This window comes from Labrys sp. HAY1-8F (assembly GCF_056754975.1).
Window position 1 is genome coordinate 745,201 of the sequence record NZ_JBPGWZ010000002.1, and the last position, 24,747, is coordinate 769,947.

Below are 24,747 nucleotides of genomic sequence, written 5' to 3' on the forward strand. Positions count from 1 at the left end.
GCCGGCGGGAACACTCAGCCGGACTTTATCTGAATTCTGATGCTACTTAAAGTACACAGAGATCAATTATACCAATTATACCAAAGTATTCATTAAAGATACCTATGTATAATTCTGTTACACTGAGCTTCTAATCCTCATCTAAGTTTCAGCAGTCTAACTCATGGGCGTTCCCGTCTGGGAACCCGGAGGCCCGGATGACAACCTCAGCAAGGCGTCCTTCCCGGGCCTCCCCCCTTATCAGCCAGCCATGATCGGTATGTTCCGGCTGAGATTGATCCGCATTTCGTGCAAGAACTGAGACCGCCTGTCGCCATCGGACGACAAGAGGCTGAGCAGGGCATTGCGCGCTCTGTGCAAAAACGCACAACCGTGCAGCGTGTCAAAGGCTAAGCCGCGCATGGATCATTTCGATGGTCCATGCAGTGCATCCTGACACATCGCCATCAGCCCCGAGCCCGTCCCATGATTGCAAGAGCCACCATCCTGCTGCCAGCCACGTTGATATGCCTGGTGGCGCTTACGCCTGCCAGGCTTGCCGCCCAGGAGACCGCCGCAGGAGACGCGACCGTGGCGACTGCCCCCGAATGCGCTCCGGGCTTCCATTTCAATCAATGGCGAAAATGCGTGCCCAATCGCACCATCAATGACGCCAGCCGAGATGCGTTCGATCCCCGGCACATGGCGTCGAATGCCTCGGTCGGCCGGCTATCGGAGCGTCGGAAGAACATCGACGTGTGCCCGCCATCGCTTCGTCCCAATCACTCCGGCCAATGCGTTCCCCATAGCTGACGGACAGATATCAAAGCGGAAGCAATTCAAAGGGGTACCTCTCGGTGCCCCTTTTGCATGTCCCGAACCTGCATCTCAGGCCGCGTGCCGTCGCAGGCGCTTGATGCCCTGCCAGACCAGGAACAGCACCACCGGTGCCGCGCACAGCATGGCGATGGCCTTGTCGACATGCCAGATGTGGCTGACGCCCTCGATCATGTAGCCCAGGATGGCGAGAGCATAGTAGGAGATCGCGATGATGGAGAGCCCCTCCACCGTCTCCTGCAGGCGATACTGGCTTTCCGACGTGCGCGAGATGGTGTCCAGAATCGTCTGGTTCTGCGTTTCCAGGCTGAGGCTGATATGGGCGTTCAGGAGTTCCGCCGAACGTTCCAGCTTCATCGCCACCGCCTGCAGGCGCTTCTCCGTTGCCAGGCAGGTGGCAACGGCCGGGTTGGTCCGGTTGGTCAGATAGCGGTCGATGGTGGTGAACTCGCCGATCGGCCGCTCGACGAGTTGCCCCAAGCGGGTGCCGAGCACCGCCGCATAGGCCTGGCTCGCCGCGAAACGGAAGCTGGTTTCCTCGATGCTGCGGCCGACATCGGCCGACAACGCATGGATGGCCTCCAGCGCCTCCCGATTCTCCCCGGTTGAATGGGCGTGGCCGACCCGGCCCATCACCTGGCTCACGGCCCCCTCGAACTGGCGGATCGTCGAAGCGAGGGCTCGGGCCACCGGCAGGCCGAGCAGAACGAAATTGCTGTAGGTCTCGATCTCGAGGAGGCGGCGCACCAGCACGCCGCGACGCACGACGTTGCACTGCCCGGCCGCAAGCTCGTAGCGGGTGAACCCGTCGCGATCGCGATTGAAATCCGTCGCGACCTGGGCCCTGCCGTCATAGAGTTCGGAATAGCACAGGCTGATCGGGTTGAAGCCGACCAGCGCCGCTTCCGAAATGGCGTGGGTCTCGGTCAGGTCGATGCGTGTGGCACTGACCCGCTGCAGCCCCGCGAAACAGTCCAGGCCGATACCCTCGGGCCAGGGCTCGCGGTCGGTGAGGACGGATTGCCAGGTCAGCGTGGCAAATTCGTTGTGGAGTTCGAAAGTGGCCTTGCGTCCGCCTCTTTCCACCGTGATGTGGCGTGTGCGGGCATCTTCGAAGGGCAGAACGGGCTGGCCGGCGAAAAGGGCGAAGCCTCGCGCCACTTCTTCCAGCGAAGGTCCCTCGCCTCCCGGCATGAAGGCAACCCTGCGGATGCGCGCCGCAATGGCGATCGGCTCGGTCGGCCTGGCATGCAATTCGGCATAGATGGCCGCCCGCCCCGGATGGTCGGCAAACGGGGGCTCGCTCGCTTCCGAGGTGCCGATCGCCGTCATCGTGACTTCTCCAATTCCATTGCGCCGAGCCTTTCGAAGCAACTTCCGAGCCAAGGCCCGCTGGTTCATCCGTCCGTGCTCGCAGGAAATACACGTCAGCGTTGCAGTCCGAAAGTCTGAACAGGCGCCCGTGCCCGCATCCATTTGACGCGGCAAGCTTATTCTTTGATTCTCTTCGGCGGCGGCAACGCTCAACACGGGGTCCGTCGCAATCGCCAGCCAGGGAGTGCGAGAGCCATCATGAGTGTCGTCCTGGTCACCGGAGGGGCCGGCTATATCGGCAGCCATGTCTGCAAGGCATTGGCGTCATCCGGACACAGGCCCGTCGCCTGCGACGATCTTTCGAGCGGCCGAGGAGAACATGTCCGCTGGGGCCCCTTCGAACAGGGCGACATTGCCGATGCGGACTGGCTCGCCGGCGTCTTTGCCCGGCACCGGCCTGGCGCGATCATGCATCTTGCCGCCTATGCCGATGTGGGTTCGTCGGTCACCGATCCCGCCCCCTGCTACGCCGCCAATGTCGCAGGCACTCTCGCGGTGATCGAGGCGGCGCGGCACAACGGTAATTGCCCGATCGTCTTCTCCTCGACCTGCGCCGTTTATGGCGACGCCCCGGTTCTTCCGGTTACCGAAGCAACCCTCCCGGCCCCCGTCAGCCCCTATGGCACCACCAAGCTCATCGACGAGCAGGCGCTCCGTCATTACGACGCGGCCTATGGCCTGCCCAGCGTGGTGCTACGCTATTTCAATGCGGCCGGCGCCGACCCTGACTGCGAGATCGGCGAGCGGCACGCAACGACCAGCCTCGCCATACCCAAGGCGATCCGCGCCGCCCTGGGCCTCGGCCCCGTCTTCAAACTGTTCGGCACCGACTATCCCACCGCCGATGGCACGGCCATGCGCGATTATGTCCATGTCGTCGATATCGCCGATGCGCATCTGCGCGCCCTGGACCATCTGTTGGCGGGAGGCGGCAGCCTGACGCTCAACCTCGGCAGTGGCCGCAGCACCACCGTAAGGGAATTGCTGAAAATGGTCGAAGCCGTCACCGAGCGACCTGTACCCGTCCAGCCTTATCCTCGCCGCAGGGGCGATCCGGCCGCCCTTTATGCGAATATCGACAAGGCAGCCGACACGCTGGGCTGGTCGCCAGGCAACAGCGACCTCCGCAGCATCGTCGCCAGCGCCGCAGCCTGGATCGAGAAGTCACCGGGTTAAGACAGGAGGAATCCTCAGGCCGTGGCCGCCCCTAGCAGGCGGGCATATTTGTCGGTGGCTTCGATCAGGCGATGCAGCGTACCCGGCTCGGAGAAGGAGTGGCCTGAATCCTCCACCATCTGCAATTCGGCCTTCGGCCAGCGCTTGGCCAGTTCCCATGCCGTGACCGGCGGGCAGACCACGTCATAACGCCCCTGCACGATGGTGCCGGGGATGTCGGCGAGCTTGCCGGCATCGCGCAGCAATTGCCCCTCCTCCATCCAGCCGCCATGCACAAAATAATGGTTCTCGATGCGGGCGAAGGCCAGGGCGAATTGTTCCTGCGCGTGGCCCACGGCAGGCCCCTCCGGCATCAGCGTCGAAGTCTCCCCCTCCCAAACGCTCCAGGCACGGGCCGCCGCGAGGCGGGTCGCCGCATCATCGCCTGTCAGGCGCCGATGATAGGTCAGGATCGGATCGGCCCAGGCATCCTGCGGCAGATCCTTGCGGAAGGCTTCCCATTTGTCCGGGAAGAAATAGGAGGCTCCTTCCCGATAGTACCAGTCGAGCTCCATGCGGCGCAGCGTGAAGATGCCGCGCAACATGAGCGCCTGCACCGCCTGTGGGTGGGTCTGCGCATAGGCAAGCGCCAAGGTCGAGCCCCAGGATCCGCCAAACAGGCTCCAGCGCTCGACTTTCAGCACTTCCTTGCGCAGCCGCTCCATGTCGGCCACCAGATGCCAGGTGGTGTTGGCGTCCAGATTGGCATGCGGGCGGGAGCGGCCGCAGCCGCGCTGGTCGAACAGCAAGATGTTCCAATAGCGCGGATCGAACAGGCGCCGATGCTTGGCCGAACAGCCGGCCCCCGGGCCGCCATGCAGGAAGGCCACCGGCAGGCCCTCGGGATTGCCGGCGAGTTCCCAATAGATGGAATGACCGTCGCCGACATCGAGCATGCCGGAGCGATAAGCCTCGATTTCGGGATAGAGCCCGCGCCTCGGCGTGCCATCCGGCTCGCTCGAGCGATCAAACGCCATGATGAAATTCCTACGTACTGAACCGGTATCGGCAATGATGCGAGGCCACTCTCTAAGGCGGCATCTTCGCCGATTACCCAGAACGAGCACGGGCATGAGAAATGGCGACTGCCCCTGAAAAGACAGCCAAAGCGGCCGGCGACCTGCGCCGGCCGCGCTGTCCTGCCTCAGTGCAGGATCTGACTGAGGAAGAGCTTGGTGCGCTCGTGCTGGGGATTGGAGAAGAAGGCGTTGGGCTCGTTGCTCTCGACGATCTGGCCGGCATCCATGAAGATCACCCGGTCGGCGACCTGGCGGGCAAAGCCCATTTCGTGGGTGACGCACAGCATGGTCATGCCATCATTGGCAAGGCCGACCATGGTATCGAGCACTTCCTTCACCATTTCCGGATCGAGAGCCGAGGTCGGCTCGTCGAACAGCATGATCTTCGGATTCATGCACAGGGCCCGGGCAATCGCCACGCGCTGCTGCTGGCCGCCCGAGAGCTGGCCCGGATATTTGTTGGCCTGCTCGGGGATCTTGACGCGCTTGAGGAAGTGCATCGCCTTCTCGGTGGCATCGGCCTTCGACATCTTGCGCACCCAGATCGGGGCGAGCGTGCAGTTCTCCAGCACGGTCAGATGCGGGAACAGGTTGAAGTGCTGGAACACCATGCCGACCTCACGTCGCACCTCGTCGATGCGCTTGAGATCATTGGTGAGCTCGATACCATCGACCACGATCGTGCCCTTCTGGTGCTCCTCGAGGCGGTTGATGCAGCGGATCATCGTCGATTTGCCCGAGCCCGACGGCCCGCAGATCACGATGCGCTCGCCCCGCTTCACGGTGAGGTTGATGTTCTTGAGAACATTGAACTCGCCATACCACTTGTTCATCTCCGTGATCTGCACGGCGATCGGGCTCAGTTCTCCAGCAGTGTTTTGAACGGCGTTAGCCATTTTTCCCCTCAACGTTTGTAACCGGTATCGAGACGACGCTCCAAGGCCTGCGAGTAGCGCGACATCGAAAAACAGCAGATCCAGAAGAAGATAGCGGCGAATGCATAGCCCGTATAGTAGGTCACGGGCGTTGCCCAGTTCGGATCGGGAATGGACGCCTCGATCGTCTTCAGGAAGTCGAAGATACCCACGATGGCCACCAGAGTGGTGTCCTTGAACAGGGCAATGAAGGTGTTGACGATGCTCGGGATCACCAGCCGCAGCGCCTGCGGCAGGATGATGAAGATCAGCATCTTTGGAAAGCTGAGCCCCAGCGCCTGGGCGCCTTCATATTGGCCCTTGGGAATGGCCTGCAAGCCGCCGCGCACAACCTCGGCCATATAGGCCGACCAGAACAGCGCTACGCCGACGAGCACGCGCAGCAGCGAGTCGGGCCGCCAGCCTTCCGGCAGGAATAGCGGCAGCATGATATTGGCCATGAACAGCACGGTGATCAGCGGCACGCCGCGCCAGAACTCGATATACATGATCGAGATGGTCCGTGCGATCGGCATGCGCGAGCGACGTCCAAGCGCCAGGAACACGCCGAGCGGCAGGGAGGCCACGATGCCGACCACGGCGATCACCAGGGTTACGAGGATGCCGCCCCACAGATTGGTGGGGACATGTACCAGCCCGAAAAAGCCCCCGACCAGCAGCCAGAAGGCCAGCAGCGGGAAGACCACGAAGAAGTAGAGGACACCCCAGCCCTTGGCGCCGATCTTCGGCCAGAGCAACCAGAGGATGCCGATGGCCGCCAGGATGCCGGTGAGGTTGACGCGCCAGCGCTCATCCACCGGATATTGGCCGTAGATGAAATATTGCAGGCGCGTTTCGATGAAGGGCCAGCAGGCACCAACATGCCGCCCCACATTGGCCTCGAGGCAGGCATTACGATCGGTGCCCGTCCAGACGGCGTCGAAGATCATGAAGCGCAGGACGCCCGGAAGCACCCAGATCACCAGCAGGATCGCCAGAACGGTGAGGATGGAGTTGGAGATGGAGGAAAACAGGTTCTTTTTCAGCCAGCCGAGCACACCGGTGGTCGCAGCCGGGGGCGGTTGCGGCTCGAAGGTCGTGGTCGAGACGAAGGCCGGGCTGCCGGCGGCGGAAGTTGCGTCGCTCATGGCCTTACCTCTCCACCAGCGCGACGCGCTGGTTGAACCAGTTCATGAAACCGGCGATCGACAGGCTGATGATCAGATAGACAGCCATGGTGATGCCGATGCATTCGATCGCCTGATTGGTGTTGTTGAGTACCGTGCCCGAGAACACCTGCACCAGATCGGGATAGCCGATGGCCACCGCCAGCGAAGAGTTCTTGGTCAGGTTGAGATATTGGCTGGCCAGCGGCGGCACGATGATGCGCATTGCCTGCGGGATCACCACCAGGCGCAGATTGTGCCCCTGCCTCAGGCCGAGAGCGCCGGAAGCCTCGGTCTGGCCATGCGACACGCCGCGGATGCCCGAACGCACGGTCTCGGCGATGAAGGCTGCGGTATAGATGGTCAGGCCGAGCAGCAGGGCCACGAATTCGGGCTGCAGGCGGAAGCCACCGGTGACGTTGAAGCCGCCGACCTTGGGATAATCCATGGTGAAGGGCATGCCGGTGGCGAGGAAGGCCAGCAGCGGCAGGCCGACGATCAGCGCCAGGTTGATGAGCCCCACCGGCGGGCGTTTGCCGGTTTCCATTTGCTTGCGCTTGCCCCAGAGGGCAACGCCGATGGCGCCGAGAATGCCGACCAACAAAGCCCCGCCGACCAGGCCTGCGCCAGCCTGAGGCATGGCAGCCGGAAAGAAGATGCCGCGATTGTTGAGAAAGATGCTCTCGCCGAAGGTGATCGACTGGCGCACGCCCGGGAGGGGCTTGAGCACGGCGCCGTACCAGAACAGCAACTGCAGCAACAGCGGGATGTTACGGACGACTTCGATATAAACCATCGCGAGCTTGGCTATGATCCAGTTGTTGGACAGCCGGGCCACGCCGATGATGAAACCCAGAATGGTCGCCAACACGATGCCAAGGGCGGCCACGATCAGCGTGTTTGCGATACCGACCAGCAAAGCGCGGCCATTGGTGGACAGCGAAGTATATTCGATCGGCGTCTGGCCGATATCGAAGCTCGCCGTTCGCCCCAGAAAATCAAGGCCGAGAGAGCGGCCCTGCCTGGCCAGGTTTTCGACGGCGTTCCAAGCGCCCGTCAAGATGATGAGCAAGACGATTGCCAACAGCACGACCTGGAAGACAACAGCCCGTAATTTCGGATTGTTGAACCAGTAGGTACGCCCGCCGCCGTCTCCCCGGTCGACTGCCAACGTCATTGTCTCATTCTCCCCAACACGCAGATAGCCCTCACCCTTTTTCTACGGATTCCGCTGTAGCAAGGCGCGCTCATGGCCGAACGCATTTTGCTCCAACTCCTTGTTTCCAAGCCAATCCGACGGAGTGGCCAGAGTGTCCTTGCGATTCCCGGCATCCCCGCCGAATCGCAAAACGCCTTGAAAAAACACCCAGCAAATCGCCGGGCCGTTCATTCTCAACGTATCGGCGGCGCGTATTGCAGGCCCTTGTTCGTCCACAGGGCATTGAGCCCGCGCTCGATCTTGAGCGGGGACTTCGAGCCGAGATTGCGGTCGAAGATCTCGCCGTAATTGCCGACCTGCTTCACGATGCGATAGGCCCATTGATTGTCGAGGCCGAGCTGCTTGCCGAAATCGCCCTCGCCGCCGAGCAGGCGCTTGATATCAGGCTTGTCCGACTTGAGCATCTCATCGGCATTGGCCTGGGTCACACCGGATTCCTCGGCCTGAACCAAAGCGAAATAGGTCCATTTGACCACGTTGAACCATTGATCGTCGCCCTGGCGCACGGCGATCCCCAATGGCTCCTTGGAGATGATCTCAGGCAACACGACATGCTCGTCGGGGTTTTTCAGGGCCAGACGCACGCCATAGAGCCCGGAGGCATCGGTCGTGAAGGTGTCGCAACGGCCCGACTCATAGGCGTTCTGCGCCTCGCCGATCGTGGCCAGCGTCAGGATCTGATAAGGCTTGCCGATGCTGCGAAAATAATCGGAAAGATTGAGTTCGTGCGAGGTACCCTGCTGGACGCAAACGGTCGCGCCATCGAGTTCCCTCGTCGATTTCACGCCCAGCGACTTCTTCACCATGAAGCCCTGGCCGTCGTAGTAATTGGTGGCGGCAAACAGGAAGCCACCAGTCTCGCGGGTCAGAGTCCAGGTGGTGTTGCGCGGCAGAACATCGATTTCGGAAGATTGCAGGGCGGTGAAGCGGTCCTTGGCGGACAAGGGCACAAACTTGGTCTTGTCGGCATCGCCCAGCACGGCCGCCGCAAGAGCACGGCAATAGTCGACATCAAAGCCGGCCCATTTGCCCTGTTCATTCGGGATGCTGAAACCTGCCAGGCCCTGATGGGCTCCACAGATCAGCTGACCGCGCTGCTTGACGGTGTCGAGCGTTCCAGCGCCCGCCATGGAAACACTCCAAGCGGCGAAGACACCAACGGCCGTCGCGCAGAGTTGTTGCCTCATCAACTCCCCCTTCTCGATATCGGTTCAGCTCGATCGTCTTGGCTCTCCTGCGCCTCGCCAAAGAGCCGTGGTGCCAATCCTGCGTACCTGCCCCGGAAGTCGTCCTTCCAGGGCAGGCACTCGCCAGCCTCAGCGAATGGGAGGCGCGTATTGCAGGCCCTTGTTGGTCCACAGGGCGTTGAGCCCGCGCTCGATCTTGAGCGGCGACTTCGAGCCGAGATTGCGGTCGAAGATCTCGCCGTAATTGCCGACCTGCTTGATCGCGCGATAGGCCCATTGATTGTCGAGGCCGAGTTGCTTACCGAAATCACCCTCGCCGCCGAGCAGGCGCTTGATATCGGGCTTGTCCGACTTGAGCATCTCGTCGACATTGGCCTGGGTCACGCCGGATTCCTCGGCCTGGACGAGGGCATAATAGACCCATTTGGTGATGTTGAACCATTGGTCGTCGCCCTGGCGGACCGCGATCGCCAGCGGCTCCTTCGAAATGATTTCAGGCAGAACCACGTGTTCGTCGGGGTTCTTCAGCCCAAGGCGCACGCCGTACAGCTGAGAAGCGTCCGAGGTGAACGTATCGCAGCGGCCGCCATCATAGGCGTTCTTGGCTTCGTCGATCGTCGCCAGGGTCAGAATTTGATACTTCTTTCCAATGCCGCGGAAGAAGTCGGACAGGTTGAGTTCGTGAGACGTTCCCTGCTGCACGCAGACGGTGGCGCCATCGAGGTCCTTGGCCGAGTTCACGCCCAGAGACTTCTTCACCATGAAGGCCTGGCCGTCATAATAATTGGTGGCGGCAAACAGGAAACCACCGGTCTCGCGCGTCAGCGTCCAGGTGGTGTTGCGCGGCAGCACGTCGATTTCGGACGACTGCAGCGCGGTGAAGCGGTCCTTGGCCGACAACGGCACATATTTGGTCTTGTCGGCCTCGCCCAGCACCGCCGCTGCGAGGGCGCGGCAGTAGTCGACGTCGAAGCCGGACCACTTGCCCTGCTCGTTCGGGATGCCGAAACCGGCAAGGCCGGCATTCGAGCCACAGATCAACTGTCCGCGCTGCTTGATGGTGTCGAGCGTCCCAGCGCTCGCCACCGAAACTCCCAGGGCGACAAAAGCCCCGGCAATCGCCATGGAAAGTTGCTTTTTCATGGATAAAACCTTTTCATAAATGGCCGGTTTGAGGCGGGACGAACAAAGCCGCGACAAGCACAGGCTCTATCGGGCCCCGCCCCGGAACAGTCCTTCCAGGACAGGTCTTGCGATCGTCAGCGGATCGGCGGGGCGTATTGCAGGCCGCCCTTGGTCCACAGATTGTTCAGGCCGCGATCGATCTTCAGCACGGTCTTGGGGCCGAGATTGCGGTCGAAGCTCTCGCCGTAATTGCCCACCTGCTTGACGATACGATAGGCCCACTGATTGTCGAGACCGAGCTGCTTGCCGAAGTCACCCTCGGCGCCGAGCAGGCGCTTGATATCTGGCTTGTCCGACTTGACCATCTCGTCGACATTGGCCTGGGTCACGCCGGTCTCTTCTGCCGTCAGCATGGCATAGTGCACCCATTTGACCACGTTGAACCATTTGTCGTCGCCCTGGCGCACGCCTGCAGCCAACGGCTCCTTCGAGATGATCTCGGGGAGTACGACATGGTCGTCAGGATTGGCCATCTTGACGCGGATCGAATAGAGGCCGGAAGCATCGTCCGTATCGACGTCGCAACGCCCGCCTTCATAAGCCTTGGCGGCTTCATCCGCGGTATCGAAGCTGACGATGTTGTAGGGCAGATTGTGAGACCGCATGAAATCCGAGATTGTGAGCTGGCCGGTCGACCCCTGCTGGGCGCAGATCGAGGCCCCCGAGAGTTCGGTCGCCGATTTGACGCCGAGCGACTTCTTCACCAGGAAGCCCTGGCCGTCATAGTAGTTCACGCCAGCGAACAGCATGCCGGCGGTGTCGCGGCCGAGCGTCCAGGTCGAGTTGCGGTTGAGTACGTCGATTTCGCCAGATTGCAAGGCCGTGAAGCGATCTTTGGTGGAAACCGGCACGAATTTGGTCTTAGTGGCGTCGCCCAGCACCGCTGCGGCGATGGCGCGGCAATAGTCGACATCGAGGCCGGCCCACTCGCCCTTCTCATTGGGGGCGCTGAATCCCGGCAGGCCAGTATTGACGCCGCAGATCACCTGGCCGCGCTGCTTGATGGTGTCGAGCGTATCGGCATGCGCGCCGACCCCGCTCAACGCCAGCGCCGCGCCGGCTACAGCGGTAAGGAGTGTCTTTCTCATGGATGGAGGCCCCTGTTCACTTCATTGTCAGTGTAACGAGAATACCCTTTCACGGAGGGCCGCGGAGAGAGAACCGGGCCGCCCCGTCGGGCAGGTTCGATGTCCCCAGAGCCAAGTGCGTTCAAACGGGAGCGCTCTCTGGCTCTAGTTCTTGTTTCGACGCGCCAGTTCTTGTTTCGACGCATCTGGGCGATTTTCGGCGTATCCCGCCAATCCCTCAACGGTTTAGGGCAAAACACGTTTCTACGGAACGCATTTTGAACCAAATCTTTGTTATCGGCGCCAGTGCGAGGTCTGAAACCATCGCCAGACTGCTAAACGCCGTGTTTTTTATGAATTGCCGCCACCTCTTCCTACGTTCGCGAATGGATGTTTCGAGCGTCCCCGGTTCGATGGCCGGGAGGAACGGGCTGTTCCGTGGAGGAAGTATGATGACGAGCTCAACGATCCGGATAGGCCCCGCCGGAGATGAAGGGCGACCTGCCGGCCATGCGTGCTGAAGTGGTCATTGCAAGGTCCCCCGTATCGATCTGTCACGCAGCAAAAGCGCCCAGCTTGTTTTCGCCAGTTGCGACCCGTGCCTTATCACCGATTGCAAGCGCTTTGGCCGCTCACGTCAAGCGGAATTCGTGAAATGCGGCGGAATATTCACAAAACCTGTCTGTGGAAGATGTCGCAGGGCCCGAGATTGACGCAGGGGCGCCCGCGGCCGAATGTAAGCGTTTCAGGACTCAATCGAATCTATCATGAAGAAGATCAGCAAAGACGAGATGGCCACCTTCGGCGAAAATACGCGCCTGGTCATCGGCGGCCGCGAGCCATCGGAATATCACGGCTTCGTCAATCCGCCCGTCTATCACGGCTCCACGGTCCTGGCACCGACGACCAAGGATCTCCTCAACCACACGCCGCGCTACAGTTATGGCCGTCGCGGCAACCCGACCAATGACGCTCTGGAGGAGGCGCTGAAGACGCTCGACGGCAGTGCCGGCGTGGTGCTCTGCCCTTCGGGTCTGGCTGCCGTCTCGACCGCCCTGCTCTCCTGCCTTTCGGCCGGTGATCATCTCTTGATGGTCGACACCACCTATCAGCCCACCCGCCAGCTCTGCGACAAGGTCCTCAGCCGCTTCGGCATCGAGACGACCTATTACGATCCGCTGATGGGCGCCGGCATCGAAGCGCTCCTGCGCCCGAATACGAAAGCGGTCTATCTGGAAGCACCAGGCTCGCAGACCTTCGAGATGCAGGACGTGCCAGGGATCGCCGACATCGCACACCGGCACGGCGCCACCGTGCTGCTCGACAACACTTGGGCCACCCCGTTGTTCTTCGACGCCTTCGGGCACGGCGTCGACCTTTCGATCCAGGCCGGCACCAAATATATCGTCGGTCATTCCGATGCGATGTTCGGTGTGGTCTCGGCCTCGCGCAAGGCCTGGCCGGCCCTGAAGAGCTTCCATGGCGATGCCGGCCAATGCGTCGCACCAGACGACGTCTATCTGGCGATGCGCGGGCTCCGCACCATGGGCGTGCGCCTGCGCCAGCATCAGGAAAGCGCGCTGCGGGTGGCCAAATGGCTGGCCAAGCGGCCCGAGGTACAACGCGTCCTGCATCCCGCGCTGGAGGGCGATCCGGGGCACACCATCTGGAAGCGCGATTTCAAGGGCTCTTCCGGCCTGTTCTCCATCGTGCTGCAGCCAGCGCCGATGGAAGCCGTCGCCGCTTTCCTGGACGATCTGAAATTCTTCGGGCTCGGCTATTCCTGGGGCGGCTATGAGAGCCTCGCCCTCCCCTTCGACTGCAAGACCTATCGCAGCGCCACGAGCTGGGACCCCGGCGGCCCCTGCGTGCGTATCCATGTCGGCCTGGAGGACGTGGCCGACCTGATCGGCGACCTCGATGCCGGCCTGGCACGGTTCAGGGCGGCGCGGGGGTAGCATCGGGCGACCCTGCCGCCCCTTGCTATTTCGGCAGCAACTTCCAGGTCGTGCCGACATTCACTTCGATGGTCTGAATGCCTGGCCGAGACAGCCGCCGGCCCCGGCGTAGCCGCGGCATTAGCTTGAGGCGCCCTGCCCCTCTGCGGCTTCCTTCGCCTCGCGCTTCTCCTTGAGCACCAGGGAGACGTTGCGGACGTAGATCGCCAGGCCCGAGCCCTGGCCGATGATGTAGACGAGGTCGGCCCGCACCAAAGCGTAGAGAAACAGCAGGCCGCCACCGCCGATCGACAGGATCCAGAAGCTGAAGGGAATGACGCTCTTACCGGCTCGTTCGCTCACCCACCACTGGATGACGAAGCGGGCGGTGAACAGGGCTTGGGCGAACAGGCCGAGGATCAGCCAGAAATCGAAATTGGTATAGAAGACGTTGTGAAGGTAGCCGCCGAGGGCGTTCGACAACTCAATCAGCATCCTGTCCCCCTCCGCTGACATCAGGCACGCGCTTGCGCCGCCGGATCAGCCACCACACGCCGACGAGATCGAGAATACCGACCCACAGCCTGTCGAAGAAACCATAATTGGAAACGCCCGTCAGTCGGGGCCGATCGACCACGTCGACATGGCCGACGTCGAAGCCCTCGCGCTTGACCAGGGCTGGCATGAAGCGATGCAGCGCATCGAAATAGGGCAAGGCGAGATAGACCTCCCGGCGGACGGCCTTGAGGCCGCAGCCGGTGTCGCGCGTGCCGTCCTTGAGGACATAGGCCCGCACCTTGTTGGCGGTGCGCGACTGCCAGCGCTTGAAGCCGGTATCCTTGCGGCCGAGCCGCTGCCCGGCAATCATGCCGGTGGCAGGACCCGCCGCATTCAGAGCGTCGACGAGCGCGGGAATATAGGCCGGGTCATTCTGGCCGTCGCCATCGATGGTGACCATCAGGCGACCGCGGGCATGGCGTATGCCCGTACGCACGGCGCAGGACTGTCCGCAGGAGGCGTCATGGCGCAGGCTGCGCAGGAAGGGCAGCTCACCCTTGAGCCTGACAAGCTCGGTCGGTGTCGCATCGCTCGAGCCATCGTCGACATAGACGATCTCGAAGCTTCGGCCTGACAGGGCCGCCGCGATCTCCCGGATCAGCGGCTCGACATTGCCGGCCTCGTTGCGGACGGGAACGATGACGCTGATCTCGGGCGCATTGTCTTGTGATGGCATGTAAGCTCTGACCTCAGCGGCGCGCTCGCCACGCCTCGATCAGCGTCTTTGCCGCGTCTTGCCCCCGCAACGCAAGAGCACCGTCGTGGTTTTGCCGGAAAACAAGACCGCGGCGCCCCAGAAACCCGGCGAACCAGAAGGTGGCGAACCAGCCGAACAGGGCACCGGCCACCACATCGGCGGGATAATGAGCGCCGAGGATCACGCGGCTGAGACAGACCAGTGCGCCCAGCGCGAACAGCCAGGGGCGCCAGCGCGGCCCGCATAGCAGGATGATCACCGCAACCACCGTCCAGGCCGTGGTGGCATGGCCGGAAGGGAAGCTGGCATTGGCGGCGCGCCAGGAAAACGGCTCGAAACTCCAGCTCGCACCCGCCTCGACATGAAGGGGCCTGACACGGCCGATGGCACGCTTGATGACGTTCACGGCAAGCCCGGTTCCAGCAATGGCGGCAAAGGCGAAGGCAAACTGCAGCCAAAGCTGGCGCAAGGCGGCATCGAGCCGCGGCGGCAACTCCAGATCGACCACGGCGAGCAGGATGAGCGCCACGCCGAGCGGAATGAGATAAAGGCCGGAATCGCCAAGATAGGTGATGATACGGGCTACCCGAACCGCCAGATGCGGCCATTCAGGCAGGATGTGCAGGGACGCCGGGTCGGCAAGCACCATCAAGGCAATGATCAGCACCCCGCCGAAGGCGATCGCAGCCGGTGTCGCCACCTGCCCGAACAGCGGTCGTGCCGGCAGGCGCGCCGGCGCCCGCAGGCGCTGGCCAAGCGCACGCCAGTTCTGGGTATGGGACCACCGACGGATCGCATTCCTCATGACGTGGTACACCCGCCAGACGTAGCGGTCTTCTCAGCTCCATCAAGGAATTGAGCGAGATCGGCGTCCTTGGTATCATCCATGCCGATCCAGAGATCGGCATACTGAATCTTGCCGCTCACTTGCATTCGGTCTGGGGCAGGAAATCGAGCGAGACCATCGTTCCCTTCAGGCGGAAATCGCCATAGTCGAGGGTCAGATTGCCCGAAATGCCATCGGCATAGAGCTCGAAGGACATGGTGTAGACCGGGGTCTCCTCGCCGACGGCCTTCTTGCTCGGGTCGAAATAGGAGATCGTCACCGGCCAGCGGTCGACGCCGTCGAGCTGTTTGGCCTTGGCCTCGACGCCTTCGCGCGGCTTGTCGGGGCCGATCTTGGCGCCGATCACCGCGAGCGTATTGTAGATCTTCTGGCCGCCATCGGATCCATCGTAGACTTGGCTCTCGAACACGCGCTCACCGGCCCGGGCAGCCGTGACGATCGCTTTCATCTGCCCGGTGGGGAAGAGAACCCGATCGGACAGATCGAATTTTGTGGATTTGGGTTTCTTCAGTGCAACACCGACCGTTCCGCTGTCCGCCCGGTTGGCCTGACCATCGACGCTGCCGTCCAGCTTCTGATTGGTGAAGTTCTGCGAATTGAAGCGAAAATTGCGCCCCTTCTCGTCCTCGAAAGTGGTCGAGCGCAGATCCGAGGTATTGACGCCGCCGCCGCTCAGGCCAATTTCTGTGACCTGCCGGAAATTGAGCGCATAGCCGCTGCAGGCATTGCCCGAAAAATCATACACGATACGGCCGCGCATGCTGTCGACGCTCGACTGGTCCTTGCGGCGGTCGAGATTGAGGTCGTAGATGGCCCGATGCGCAACGAAAGGGACGGGCGCCACCGCGGGAATCGCAGCCGTCGCCGCCGCCTTCTGGGGGGCAACGCTGTCCTGGGCCAGGGCCATGCCCGGCACCATCAGGAAGAACACGGCCGGAAGAAGCACGACCCTCGGACGGGCCGGAAGTGTCATCCGCATGAAGCAAAATTCCGTTTCAGAAATCGGCATTACCATAAATAGCGAGGCACGTGCCACAATGCTCAAAGAGCCTGTCAATCGTGACGGAATTAGGCCCGACGGCCGTGCCATTCCACATTCATCAACAAAGCCGTTTACGATCCGTTCGCGGCCGCGATACGAACATGCCATAATGATCCGAAACGCGAATCGCGCTGGCGAGACGCATTCTCGCGAGATACCGACTGCATGAATGATACCTCCGATCTGTTCGGGAGTGACAAGCCCGCCCTCTCCAAATCCCGCTCCGACAAGGCCGGCGATGCAAAGCGACCGTCGACCCAGTCGATCGCGGCAGCCTTGAAGGCAGGCCTGACCTCCAAGCCCGCCGCGGCGAAGAGCAGCGAAGATGCCTATGGCGCCTCCTCCATCCGCGTGCTGGAAGGCATCGAAGCCATTCGCATGCGCCCTGGCATGTATATCGGCTCGACCGGGCCGGAAGGCGACGGCCTGCACCACCTGTTCGCCGAGGTGATCGACAATTCCATGGACGAGGCGGTGGCTGGCCACGCCAGCTTCATCGATGTCGAGCTGAGCGCCGACGGCTTCGTTTCGATCACCGACAATGGGCGCGGCATCCCAGTCGAGCCGCATCCGCAATTTCCGGACGAGTCGACCCTGCAGGTCGTGATGACCAGGCCGCATTCGGGCGGCAAGTTCAACTCGGACGCCTATCAGACCTCCGGCGGTCTCCACGGTATCGGCGTCACCGCAGTCACCGCCCTGTCGGAACTCATGGAGGTGGAAGTGGCGCGTGGGCGCGAACTTCACCGCCAGCGTTTTGCCCGCGGCGTGCCGCTCGGCCCCGTCGAGCATATCGGTGCCGCCCCCAACCGCCGCGGCACCAAGGTGCGCTTCAAGCCTGATGCCGAGATCTTCAAGCACGGCATCGTCTTCGACCCCAAGCGCCTGTTCAAAATGGCGCGCTCGAAGGCCTATCTCTACCGTGGTGTCGAAATCCGCTGGAAATGCGCACCGGAACTACTGGTTGGCCACAGCGACGTGCCGGCGGAGGAGAACTTCAAATTCCCGCGCGGCCTGGAGGATTATCTGCGCTCGGCCAGCGAGGGCCTGGAACTCGTCACCGAGCAGATGTTCTCCGGTCGTGTGCCCAAGCCTGAGGGACATGGCTCGGTGGAATGGGCCATCGGCTGGTTCGCCGAGGACGAAGGCTATGTCTCCTCCTATTGCAACACGGTACCGACCCGCGAAGGTGGCGCCCATGAGGCGGGCCTGCGCATCGCCCTGCTGCGCGGCCTGAAGGATCACGCCGAGCGGATCGGCAACAAGCGCGCCAACCAACTCACCACCGAAGACGTGATGGCCTGCACGGCCGCCATGCTCTCGGTGTTCATCCGCGAGCCGGAGTTCTCGTCCCAGACCAAGGCCAAGCTGGTGACCACGGAGGCGAGCCGCATCGTCGAGCAGGCCCTGAAGGATGCCTTCGACCATTGGCTGGCCTCCATGCCCTCGCAGGCGGTCAAGCTGCTCGACTTCGTGGTTGAAAGGGCCGAGGAGCGCCTTCGCCGCCGCGCCGAGAAGGACGTGGCGCGCAAAACCGCCACGCGCAAGCTGCGCCTGCCCGGAAAGCTCGCAGATTGCTCGAACAATGCCGCGCAAGGCTCTGAATTGTTTATCGTCGAAGGCGATTCCGCCGGCGGCTCGGCCAAGCAGGCACGCAACCGCACCAACCAGGCGGTGCTGCCTTTGCGCGGCAAGATCCTCAATGTCGCGGCCGCGGCCAAGGACAAGCTCGCCCAGAACCAGCAATTGCAGGATCTCGGCCAGGCGCTCGGCTGCGGCATGGGTTCGAACTATCGCGACGATGATCTGCGCTACGAGAAGGTCATCATCATGACGGACGCCGACGTCGACGGCGCCCATATCGCTTCGCTGCTGATCACCTTCTTCTGGCGCCAGATGCCGCGCCTGATCGAGCGCGGCCATCTCTATCTTGCCGCGCCGCCCCTCTACCGCCTGACCCAGGGTTCGAAATCGCTCTATGCCCGTGACGATGCCCATAAGGACGAGCTGGTAAAATCGGCCTTCAAAGCCAATCAGAAGATCGAGATCGGCCGCTTCAAGGGCCTGGGCGAGATGATGCCGGCGCAATTGAAGGAAACCACCATGGATCCCAAGAAGCGCACGCTTCTCAAGGTGATGGTGGTGGATGAGGAGCGCGCGGAAACTTCCAGCTCCGTGGAACGCCTGATGGGCAACAAGCCCGAAGCCCGTTTCGCCTTCATCCAGGAACAGGCCGCCTTCGCCAGCGAACTCGTCGATATCTGAAACCGAGCAACATTATCTGTGCTCTCGACAAGGGAGCACTTCTCCGGTGCGCGAACGTCTCGTCCGCTCTTGGAAACGCTTCGTTTGCAGAAAAAAGGCGGACGAGACGTCCGCGCACCCGGACATTCGCCCGTCAAGTTTCAGGTCTCGAAATCGCCAAAGATGTCCTGAAGCCGCGTCAGCTGTTCGACGCGCTCGCTGACCTCGTCGCCCAGCACGACGATGACATTGCTCAGCATCAGGTCGAGCACGGCCGTGATCGTCGCGGCTCCGTCCCAGAGCGGGCCGTGGGATCCCGGCACTACCAGGCAGATATCCGAAACCTCGGCGCCCCAAGGGCAGAACTCGTCGGTGATCAGGACCACCTTTACGCCGGCGCGGCGTGCCTCGATCGCCAAAGGCCGTGCCTTAGAGGCGAAGCGGCGGACATCATGCAGGAAGAGCAGCCTGCCGCTCACCGAGCCGTCGAGCAATTCGGCATAGGTTCCGTTCAGCCCGTCCACGAATTGCACGCGCGGCCGCGTATAGGAGAGCTGACTGGCGAAATATTGGGCTATGCCCCGTACATTTTGATAGGCGGCGACATAGACCTCGCTCGCGCCGACCAGGGCCTCGATGGTCTGCCGCCATTCAAGTGAGGTCGTCAGTCCGTAGATCTGGCCGAGATTGTCGATCTGCTGCTGGATCAGCCCCGCGAGAAGCTTGCCGCCACGAATGTCCTCGCGCAGGCGGTCGACCGGCCCCTTCACCTGCCAGGCCGGATTGGAGCTGCCGCGCCGCAATTCACGCTTGAGCTGGTCGAGACCGTCGAACCCCATGCGCCTGAGAAAGCGCCCCACCGTCATTGGCGAGAGCTCGAGGCGTTCGGCGATCGACTTGGCGGTCTCGAACGGAAGATCGGCGATGTTCCGTTCGAGATAATTGGCGATCAGCTTGTCGGACTTCGACCGCCGCAATGCCTCGTCTTGCAGGAGCTTGAGGATACGCTGCGCCACATCACCTCCCCAGGGCGTGTCGTCGGCCTCACTGGGCCGTCTTGACCTTGGTCCAGACGCGGTCCAACTGGCGGATGCCCGGGCCGAGATCCTGGAAGATCTGCAGCCTCTGCATGGTTTCCTGCGGCGGATTGATCTCCTTGCTATTCTTGATGTTGTCGGGGGTCAATTGCCGGGCCGGCAGATTGGGCGTGCCGTTGGTCTGCTGCGAGACATTCAGCGCCGCGATCTCGGGCCGAGTGTAGAACTGCAGGAACTTGATGGCGTTCTGCTTGTTCGGGGCCGATTTGAGGACGCAGATATCCTCCTGATACATGGTGGCCCCCTCTTCCGGGATCACGAAGCCAAGATCCTTGGGGTTGCCGAAGACGTCGATCATGGCGCCGATGAAGAAATGCGCTGCCGCGACGTCGCCCGCCCCCACCATCGGGCGGGCGTCATAGGTGAAGGCGGCAACCTCAGGCTTCATGGCGATCACGGTCTCGGCCGCCTGCTGCAATTCGGCCGGATCGGTCGAATTGACCTTGTGACCGTTGAGGATCAATCCGACCGCGAGCACCTCGCGCATGTCGTCGAGCAAGGTGAATTTCAGCCCCTTCGCCTTCACCGTGGCGAGTAGATCCTTCCAGCCGGTGATATCCTTGCCCAGCACCTTGCGGTTATAGAGGATGCCGACCGAACCGAAGGCATAAGGCAGGCAATATTCGCCCTTCGGATCGCTCTTGGCCCTGAGGAAGCTGGGTTCGATGTTCTTGAAGCCCTCATAGGAACCGATATCGGTCTTCTCCAAAAGGCCCAGCTTGTCCATGATGTCCTGCATGTGCACCGACGGGAACACGATGTCGTAGCCGGTTGCGCCGCCCTGGATCTTGGCGAGCATTTCCTCATTGGAGGAATAGGTCGAGAGATTGACCTTGATCTTGGTCTCCTCCTCGAACTTCTTCAGAACTGCCGGATTGATATATTCGCCCCAATTATAGACGTTGAGTTCCTCCGCCCAAGCGCTGCCCGCCGCCAGCAGCGCCGCGAGTGACAAGGCCAGGCCCGCGCACCAGGCACGCCGTCTCGTCCGGCCTCGACCGGCCGTATCAATGGTCTTGGTCATCCAAATTCTCCTCTGATGGCAGCGCCCGGCACGGACCTCCCGGGCCCGGTTTCCCATCGCGCTTTGCTGGTCACGGCTTCTGCCGGCCGTTGACTTCACTCAATAAATGGTATCCAAATATCTTAACATAACAAGAGTTATTTTAATAACATTTCGAGGGAAGACAGATGCAGGATTCGATCGTCCGGCTAGAGGGAGCGGCCAAGGCCTTCCCCACGCCGGAGGGACGCAGCGTGACCGCATTGGACGCGATCGATCTCGATGTGCGCCGCAATGAGTTCCTTACGCTTCTCGGCCCCTCCGGCTGCGGCAAGACCACTTTGCTCCACGCCATCAGCGGTTTCGTCGAGCTCGACGCAGGGCGTATCCTCATCGACGGGGAGGACATCACCGATCGCCCACCCTATCGGCGCCCCGTCAACACAGTGTTCCAGAACTATGCTCTCTTCCCGCATATGACGGTGGGCGAGAACACCGGCTATGCCCTCGAAATCGCCGGCATCGGCAAGGCCGAGCGCCTGCAGCGCGTCACCGCCGCGCTGCGCATGGTCGGCCTGGAAGGCACCGAAAGCCGGCGGCCGCGCCAGCTATCCGGCGGACAGCAGCAGCGGGTTGCCCTCGCCCGCGCCATCATCGCCCGGCCCAAGCTCGTCCTCCTGGACGAACCCTTGTCGGCGCTCGACAAGAACCTGCGCCAGGCCATGCAGATCGAGCTCAAGACGCTGCAGCACGAGCTCGGCATCTCCTTCATCTTCGTGACCCACGACCAGCAGGAAGCCCTGACCATGTCCGATCGTGTGGCCGTACTTTCGGGCGGCCGCATCCAGCAGCTCGACACGCCGCGCAACGTCTACGACCACCCCGCCAATATTTTCGTCGCCACCTTCGTGGGTGCCAGTAATCTGTTCGAGGGCGAGGTCCGGGGCCATGAACTGGTGACAGAGGACGGCACGACGATCCGCCATCGCACGGCACGGACGTCGGCATCCGGCAGCGCCACCGCCCTGATCCGGCCCGAGCAGTTCCTCCTGGCAGACAATGACGCCAGCCTGCCCGGCCTCGATATCGAACTCAGGCAAATCGTCTTCGTGGGCTCGTCCTTCGAATTGTTCGGGCACACGGGCCAGGGCCGGCCGATCGTGGTCGAAGTGCCCGCCACGCGCCGCGAGGCCGTCGGAGCCATCGAGCAAAGCCGCCGGGCGCGGATCTCCTACGATCCCGGCGCCGTCCACCTCATCGAGCCGGGAGCGAGCATCTGACATGTCCATTGCCAGCCGCCGCCGCGTCGAACTTTCCCTGCTCCTCGGTCCTGTCAGCGCCTTCCTCGCCCTCTTCTTTCTGGTGCCGCTCGCCATCATGATGGTCACAAGCTTCCTCGCTCCGGGCCTCTATGGCGGGGTGGAATGGAGCTTCTATCCCGATAATTTCGGGCGCATCCTCGGCTTTGCCAATCCGGCCTTCGAGGAATTCGATCCGATCTACATCGCGATCTTCCTGCGTTCCCTGAAGATCGCCGCTTTCACAGTGCTGACCGCCTTGATCGTGTGCTATCCGGCCGCCTTCTGCATCGCCAGCCTACCAGCGCGCTGGAAGAATTTCTGTCTCTTCCTGATCACCCTGCCCTTCTTCACCAGCCTGATCGTGCGCCTGTTCGTCTGGGTGCTGATCCTGCGCCAGACGGGCCTGGTCAACGAGGCGCTGCTGTCGACCGGGCTGATCGCCCGTCCGCTCGATCTCATCTACACCGACGGCGCCATTATCCTGGGCATGGTCTATGTCTACATTCCCTTCATGTTCATGCCTGTTTATGCCAGCGTGGAGAAGCTCGACTGGACGCTGGTACGCGCCTCGCTCGATCTCGGCGCCGGACCGATCCGCACCTTCCTGCGCATCATCCTGCCGCTGACCGCCCCCGGCATCGCCGGCGGCGCCATCATCGTCTTCATCCCGGCACTCGGCAATTTCGTGGTGCCGGCCATTCTCGGCGGCGCCAAGGTGATGATGCTCGGCAATCTGATCGAGCAGCAATTCCTGTCCGCCCGCAACTGGCCCTTCGGCTCGGCGCTGGCCATGATGGTGATGAGCGTGATGCTCGTGCTGTTGATGGTCTATGTCTTCACCTCCAACCGCCGCCCTGCGGCGGCAGGCCAGGGAGGCGGCGCATGAAAGCCGTTCGCTTCCTCGCCCGCGGTGGCCTCGTCGCCTATACGGCCCTGTTCTTCGCCTTCATCTATGTGCCGCTCGCGGTGATTGCGGTCTATTCGTTCAACGCCAATCCAGTGAACATGATGACCTGGAGCGGCTTCACCACCGAGTGGTATGCTCAGGTCCTCGGTTTCAAGACCGCGATCTCGGAGAGCGCCCTTTATATCGAATTGACCGACCAGCTCCTGCGCGCCGTCAGGAACAGCCTCGTCATCGCCGGGGCGACCACGGCGATCGCCACCATCTTCGGCACGGCGCTTGCCATCGCCCTGCACCGCTATGCCTTCTTCGGCGCCCGCTTCTATCGAGCCTCGCTCTTCATGCCCATGCTGATGCCGGACATCGTGCTCGGCATCGCGCTGCTGATCTTCTTCGTCAATGCCGGCATCGAGCTTGGGCTGAAGACGATCATCATCGGCCAGTGCACCTTCCTGATCTCCTACGTCTTCATCGTCGTCTCCGCCCGCCTTGCCGGCATGGACCGGACGCTGGAGCATGCTTCGGCCGATCTCGGCGCCAATGAATGGACGACATTCCGCAAGGTGGTGTTCCCGCAGCTTCTGCCCGGTATCGTCGGGGGTGCGCTGCTCGCCTTCATCATCTCGATGGACGATCTGGTGATCACCTATTTCATCGCCGGCGTCGACGTCACCACCCTGCCGATGTTCATCTTCTCCATGCTTCGCCGTGGCATCAAACCGGAGATCAACGCGATCGCCGTGATGATGCTTGCCTTCTCCTTCGTGGTCGCCTCGCTCGGCCTCTACCTCCGCTCTCGCCAGAATTGACCAGCATGACACAAGCCAATCTTCCCGGGCGCAAGCCCCGCGCCCGCGACCTCGGCCTGCCCTTTTCGGGCAAGACGGGTCTGCATAATGCCATTACCGATGTGGAAGGGGTCGGCGTCGGCTTCACCACCCTTCTCGAAAACGAGCCTCGCCCCGGCCGCAAGAGGCCATTGCGCACCGGCGTCACCGCCATCCTGCCGCATTGGGCCTCGCCGACGCCGGTTCCTGTTTATGCCGGCGTCCACCGCTTCAACGGCAATGGCGAGATGACCGGCACGCATTGGATCGAGGATGGCGGCAGCTTCATCGGGCCGGTGGTGATCACCAACACCCACGCCATCGGCATGGCGCATCACGCCACGGTGAAATGGATGCTCGAGCGCTACGCCTCGACCTATGACAGCGACGATTTCCTCTGGATCATGCCCGTCATCGCCGAGACCTATGACGGGGTGCTGAACGACATCAACGCCCTTGCCGTGTCCGAAGCCGATGTCCGCGCCGCCCTCGACGCCGCCGCCCCCGGTCCGGTGCGCGAAGGCAATTGCGGTGGCGGCACCGGCATGATCACCTATGGCTTCAAGGGTGGCACCGGCACGGCGTCACGCATCGTCGAGCTCGACGGCATCTCCTACACCATCGGCACGCTGGTGCAGGCCAATCATGGCCAGCGCGACTGGCTGACCATCCGCGGCGTACCGGTCGGCGAGCACCTTCGCGACGGCACGCCGCAGAGCCAGTTGCAGGAGCGCGGCTCGATCATCGTCGTCATCGCCACCGACCTGCCGCTCGCCCCGCACCAGCTCCAGCGCCTGGCGCGCCGGGCCGCCATCGGCATCGGCCGCAACGGCACACCAGGCGGCAACAATTCCGGCGACATCTTCCTGGCCTTCTCCACCGCCAATGCAAGGCCGATGCTGCACCGTGCCCCGCCGCGTTTCGGCATCGAGATCCTCAACGACGAACGGCTCGATCCAGCCTATCTCGCCGTGGTCGACAGCGTCGAGGAGGCCGTGGTCAACGCCATGCTCGCCGCCGAGGATGCCGGCGGCACGCCGCATGATCGTTTCCTGATCAAGGCCCTGCCGCACGCGCCCTTGATGGAGCTGATGCGGCGCTATGGCCGGCTGGCCTGAGGGCTTGCGC

General features: G+C 62.3%; 21 protein-coding genes. 7 read left to right on the top strand and 14 right to left on the bottom strand.

All coding sequences use genetic code 11. From position 1 onward, the window contains the following. Positions 1–867 precede the first annotated feature (867 nt). Complete coding sequence (locus ACR9ZN_RS12455) at positions 868–2,148, bottom strand: DUF3422 family protein (RefSeq protein ID WP_441773938.1); 1,281 nt, start codon at positions 2,146–2,148, stop codon at positions 868–870. Between the two features lie 240 nt (positions 2,149–2,388). On the opposite strand from ACR9ZN_RS12455, the gene galE reads away from it, so the two are divergent. Continuing rightward, positions 2,389–3,366, top strand: coding sequence for a UDP-glucose 4-epimerase GalE (galE, locus tag ACR9ZN_RS12460; protein ID WP_481272357.1), 978 nt, complete (start codon positions 2,389–2,391; stop codon positions 3,364–3,366). A 14-nt stretch (positions 3,367–3,380) separates the two neighbouring features. Here the strand turns inward: galE and pip are convergent, their stop codons facing one another. From pip to ACR9ZN_RS12495, 7 genes are all read right to left on the bottom strand, one after another. Beyond that, a complete protein-coding gene (gene pip, locus ACR9ZN_RS12465) occupies positions 3,381–4,382 on the bottom strand; it encodes a prolyl aminopeptidase (protein WP_454814189.1) in 1,002 nt (333 codons plus the stop codon). A gap of 167 nt (positions 4,383–4,549) precedes the next feature. Further along, the gene (locus ACR9ZN_RS12470) at positions 4,550–5,320 is read right to left on the bottom strand and encodes an amino acid ABC transporter ATP-binding protein (RefSeq protein WP_434956764.1); all 771 of its coding nucleotides are present in this window, start codon (positions 5,318–5,320) and stop codon (positions 4,550–4,552) included. Between the two features lie 8 nt (positions 5,321–5,328). Further along, complete coding sequence (locus ACR9ZN_RS12475) at positions 5,329–6,486, bottom strand: amino acid ABC transporter permease (protein ID WP_481272358.1); 1,158 nt, start codon at positions 6,484–6,486, stop codon at positions 5,329–5,331. A gap of 4 nt (positions 6,487–6,490) precedes the next feature. Further along, positions 6,491–7,681: an amino acid ABC transporter permease gene (locus ACR9ZN_RS12480; protein WP_434956766.1), complete on the bottom strand. Its 1,191-nt coding sequence runs from the start codon at positions 7,679–7,681 to the stop codon at positions 6,491–6,493. A 215-nt stretch (positions 7,682–7,896) separates the two neighbouring features. Then, positions 7,897–8,910, bottom strand: a complete 1,014-nt coding sequence (locus ACR9ZN_RS12485) for an amino acid ABC transporter substrate-binding protein (RefSeq protein ID WP_454814191.1) — start codon at positions 8,908–8,910, stop codon at positions 7,897–7,899. Positions 8,911–9,039: 129 nt separating this feature from the next. Further along, positions 9,040–10,053 (bottom strand): amino acid ABC transporter substrate-binding protein, encoded by a 1,014-nt coding sequence (locus ACR9ZN_RS12490; protein ID WP_434956768.1) that lies wholly within the window; start codon positions 10,051–10,053, stop codon positions 9,040–9,042. A 116-nt stretch (positions 10,054–10,169) separates the two neighbouring features. Further along, the gene (locus ACR9ZN_RS12495) at positions 10,170–11,183 is read right to left on the bottom strand and encodes an amino acid ABC transporter substrate-binding protein (RefSeq protein ID WP_434956769.1); all 1,014 of its coding nucleotides are present in this window, start codon (positions 11,181–11,183) and stop codon (positions 10,170–10,172) included. 746 nt (positions 11,184–11,929) lie between these two features. Here ACR9ZN_RS12495 and metC point away from each other — a divergent pair. After that, positions 11,930–13,120: a cystathionine beta-lyase gene (gene metC / locus ACR9ZN_RS12500; RefSeq protein ID WP_481272359.1), complete on the top strand. Its 1,191-nt coding sequence runs from the start codon at positions 11,930–11,932 to the stop codon at positions 13,118–13,120. Between the two features lie 120 nt (positions 13,121–13,240). Here metC and ACR9ZN_RS12505 read toward each other — a convergent pair whose 3' ends face one another. The 4 genes from ACR9ZN_RS12505 to ACR9ZN_RS12520 all read right to left on the bottom strand — a co-directional run bounded on the left by ACR9ZN_RS12505 (position 13,241) and on the right by ACR9ZN_RS12520 (position 16,180). Next, positions 13,241–13,594, bottom strand: coding sequence for a lipid-A-disaccharide synthase N-terminal domain-containing protein (locus ACR9ZN_RS12505; protein WP_441773933.1), 354 nt, complete (start codon positions 13,592–13,594; stop codon positions 13,241–13,243). Then, positions 13,584–14,333, bottom strand: a complete 750-nt coding sequence (locus tag ACR9ZN_RS12510; protein WP_481272360.1) for a glycosyltransferase family 2 protein — start codon at positions 14,331–14,333, stop codon at positions 13,584–13,586. Before ACR9ZN_RS12510 ends, ACR9ZN_RS12505 begins: the two co-directional genes overlap by 11 nt. A gap of 13 nt (positions 14,334–14,346) precedes the next feature. Then, positions 14,347–15,159: a phosphatase PAP2 family protein gene (locus ACR9ZN_RS12515; protein ID WP_481272361.1), complete on the bottom strand. Its 813-nt coding sequence runs from the start codon at positions 15,157–15,159 to the stop codon at positions 14,347–14,349. A gap of 118 nt (positions 15,160–15,277) precedes the next feature. After that, positions 15,278–16,180, bottom strand: coding sequence for a cell envelope integrity EipB family protein (locus ACR9ZN_RS12520; RefSeq protein ID WP_434956774.1), 903 nt, complete (start codon positions 16,178–16,180; stop codon positions 15,278–15,280). Between the two features lie 228 nt (positions 16,181–16,408). On the opposite strand from ACR9ZN_RS12520, the gene parE reads away from it, so the two are divergent. After that, a complete protein-coding gene (gene parE, locus ACR9ZN_RS12525) occupies positions 16,409–18,508 on the top strand; it encodes a DNA topoisomerase IV subunit B (protein ID WP_481272362.1) in 2,100 nt (699 codons plus the stop codon). A gap of 140 nt (positions 18,509–18,648) precedes the next feature. Here the strand turns inward: parE and ACR9ZN_RS12530 are convergent, their stop codons facing one another. Then, positions 18,649–19,503 carry a MurR/RpiR family transcriptional regulator gene (locus ACR9ZN_RS12530; protein ID WP_441773928.1) on the bottom strand — a complete coding sequence of 285 codons (855 nt, stop codon included), beginning with the start codon at positions 19,501–19,503 and terminating at the stop codon, positions 18,649–18,651. A gap of 28 nt (positions 19,504–19,531) precedes the next feature. Then, positions 19,532–20,608 carry a polyamine ABC transporter substrate-binding protein gene (locus ACR9ZN_RS12535; RefSeq protein ID WP_441773927.1) on the bottom strand — a complete coding sequence of 359 codons (1,077 nt, stop codon included), beginning with the start codon at positions 20,606–20,608 and terminating at the stop codon, positions 19,532–19,534. A gap of 167 nt (positions 20,609–20,775) precedes the next feature. On the opposite strand from ACR9ZN_RS12535, the gene ACR9ZN_RS12540 reads away from it, so the two are divergent. Genes ACR9ZN_RS12540 through ACR9ZN_RS12555 form a run of 4 tightly spaced genes read left to right on the top strand, consistent with a single transcriptional unit; the run spans position 20,776 to position 24,737 of the window. Then, positions 20,776–21,867 carry an ABC transporter ATP-binding protein gene (locus tag ACR9ZN_RS12540; protein ID WP_454814196.1) on the top strand — a complete coding sequence of 364 codons (1,092 nt, stop codon included), beginning with the start codon at positions 20,776–20,778 and terminating at the stop codon, positions 21,865–21,867. A 1-nt stretch (position 21,868) separates the two neighbouring features. After that, positions 21,869–22,774, top strand: coding sequence for an ABC transporter permease (locus ACR9ZN_RS12545; protein WP_454814197.1), 906 nt, complete (start codon positions 21,869–21,871; stop codon positions 22,772–22,774). Next, positions 22,771–23,601 (top strand): ABC transporter permease, encoded by an 831-nt coding sequence (locus tag ACR9ZN_RS12550; RefSeq protein ID WP_481272363.1) that lies wholly within the window; start codon positions 22,771–22,773, stop codon positions 23,599–23,601. Before ACR9ZN_RS12545 ends, ACR9ZN_RS12550 begins: the two co-directional genes overlap by 4 nt. A gap of 5 nt (positions 23,602–23,606) precedes the next feature. Further along, entirely contained in the window at positions 23,607–24,737 is a 1,131-nt protein-coding gene (locus ACR9ZN_RS12555) for a DmpA family aminopeptidase (protein ID WP_481272364.1), read from the top strand. Positions 24,738–24,747 lie beyond the last annotated feature (10 nt).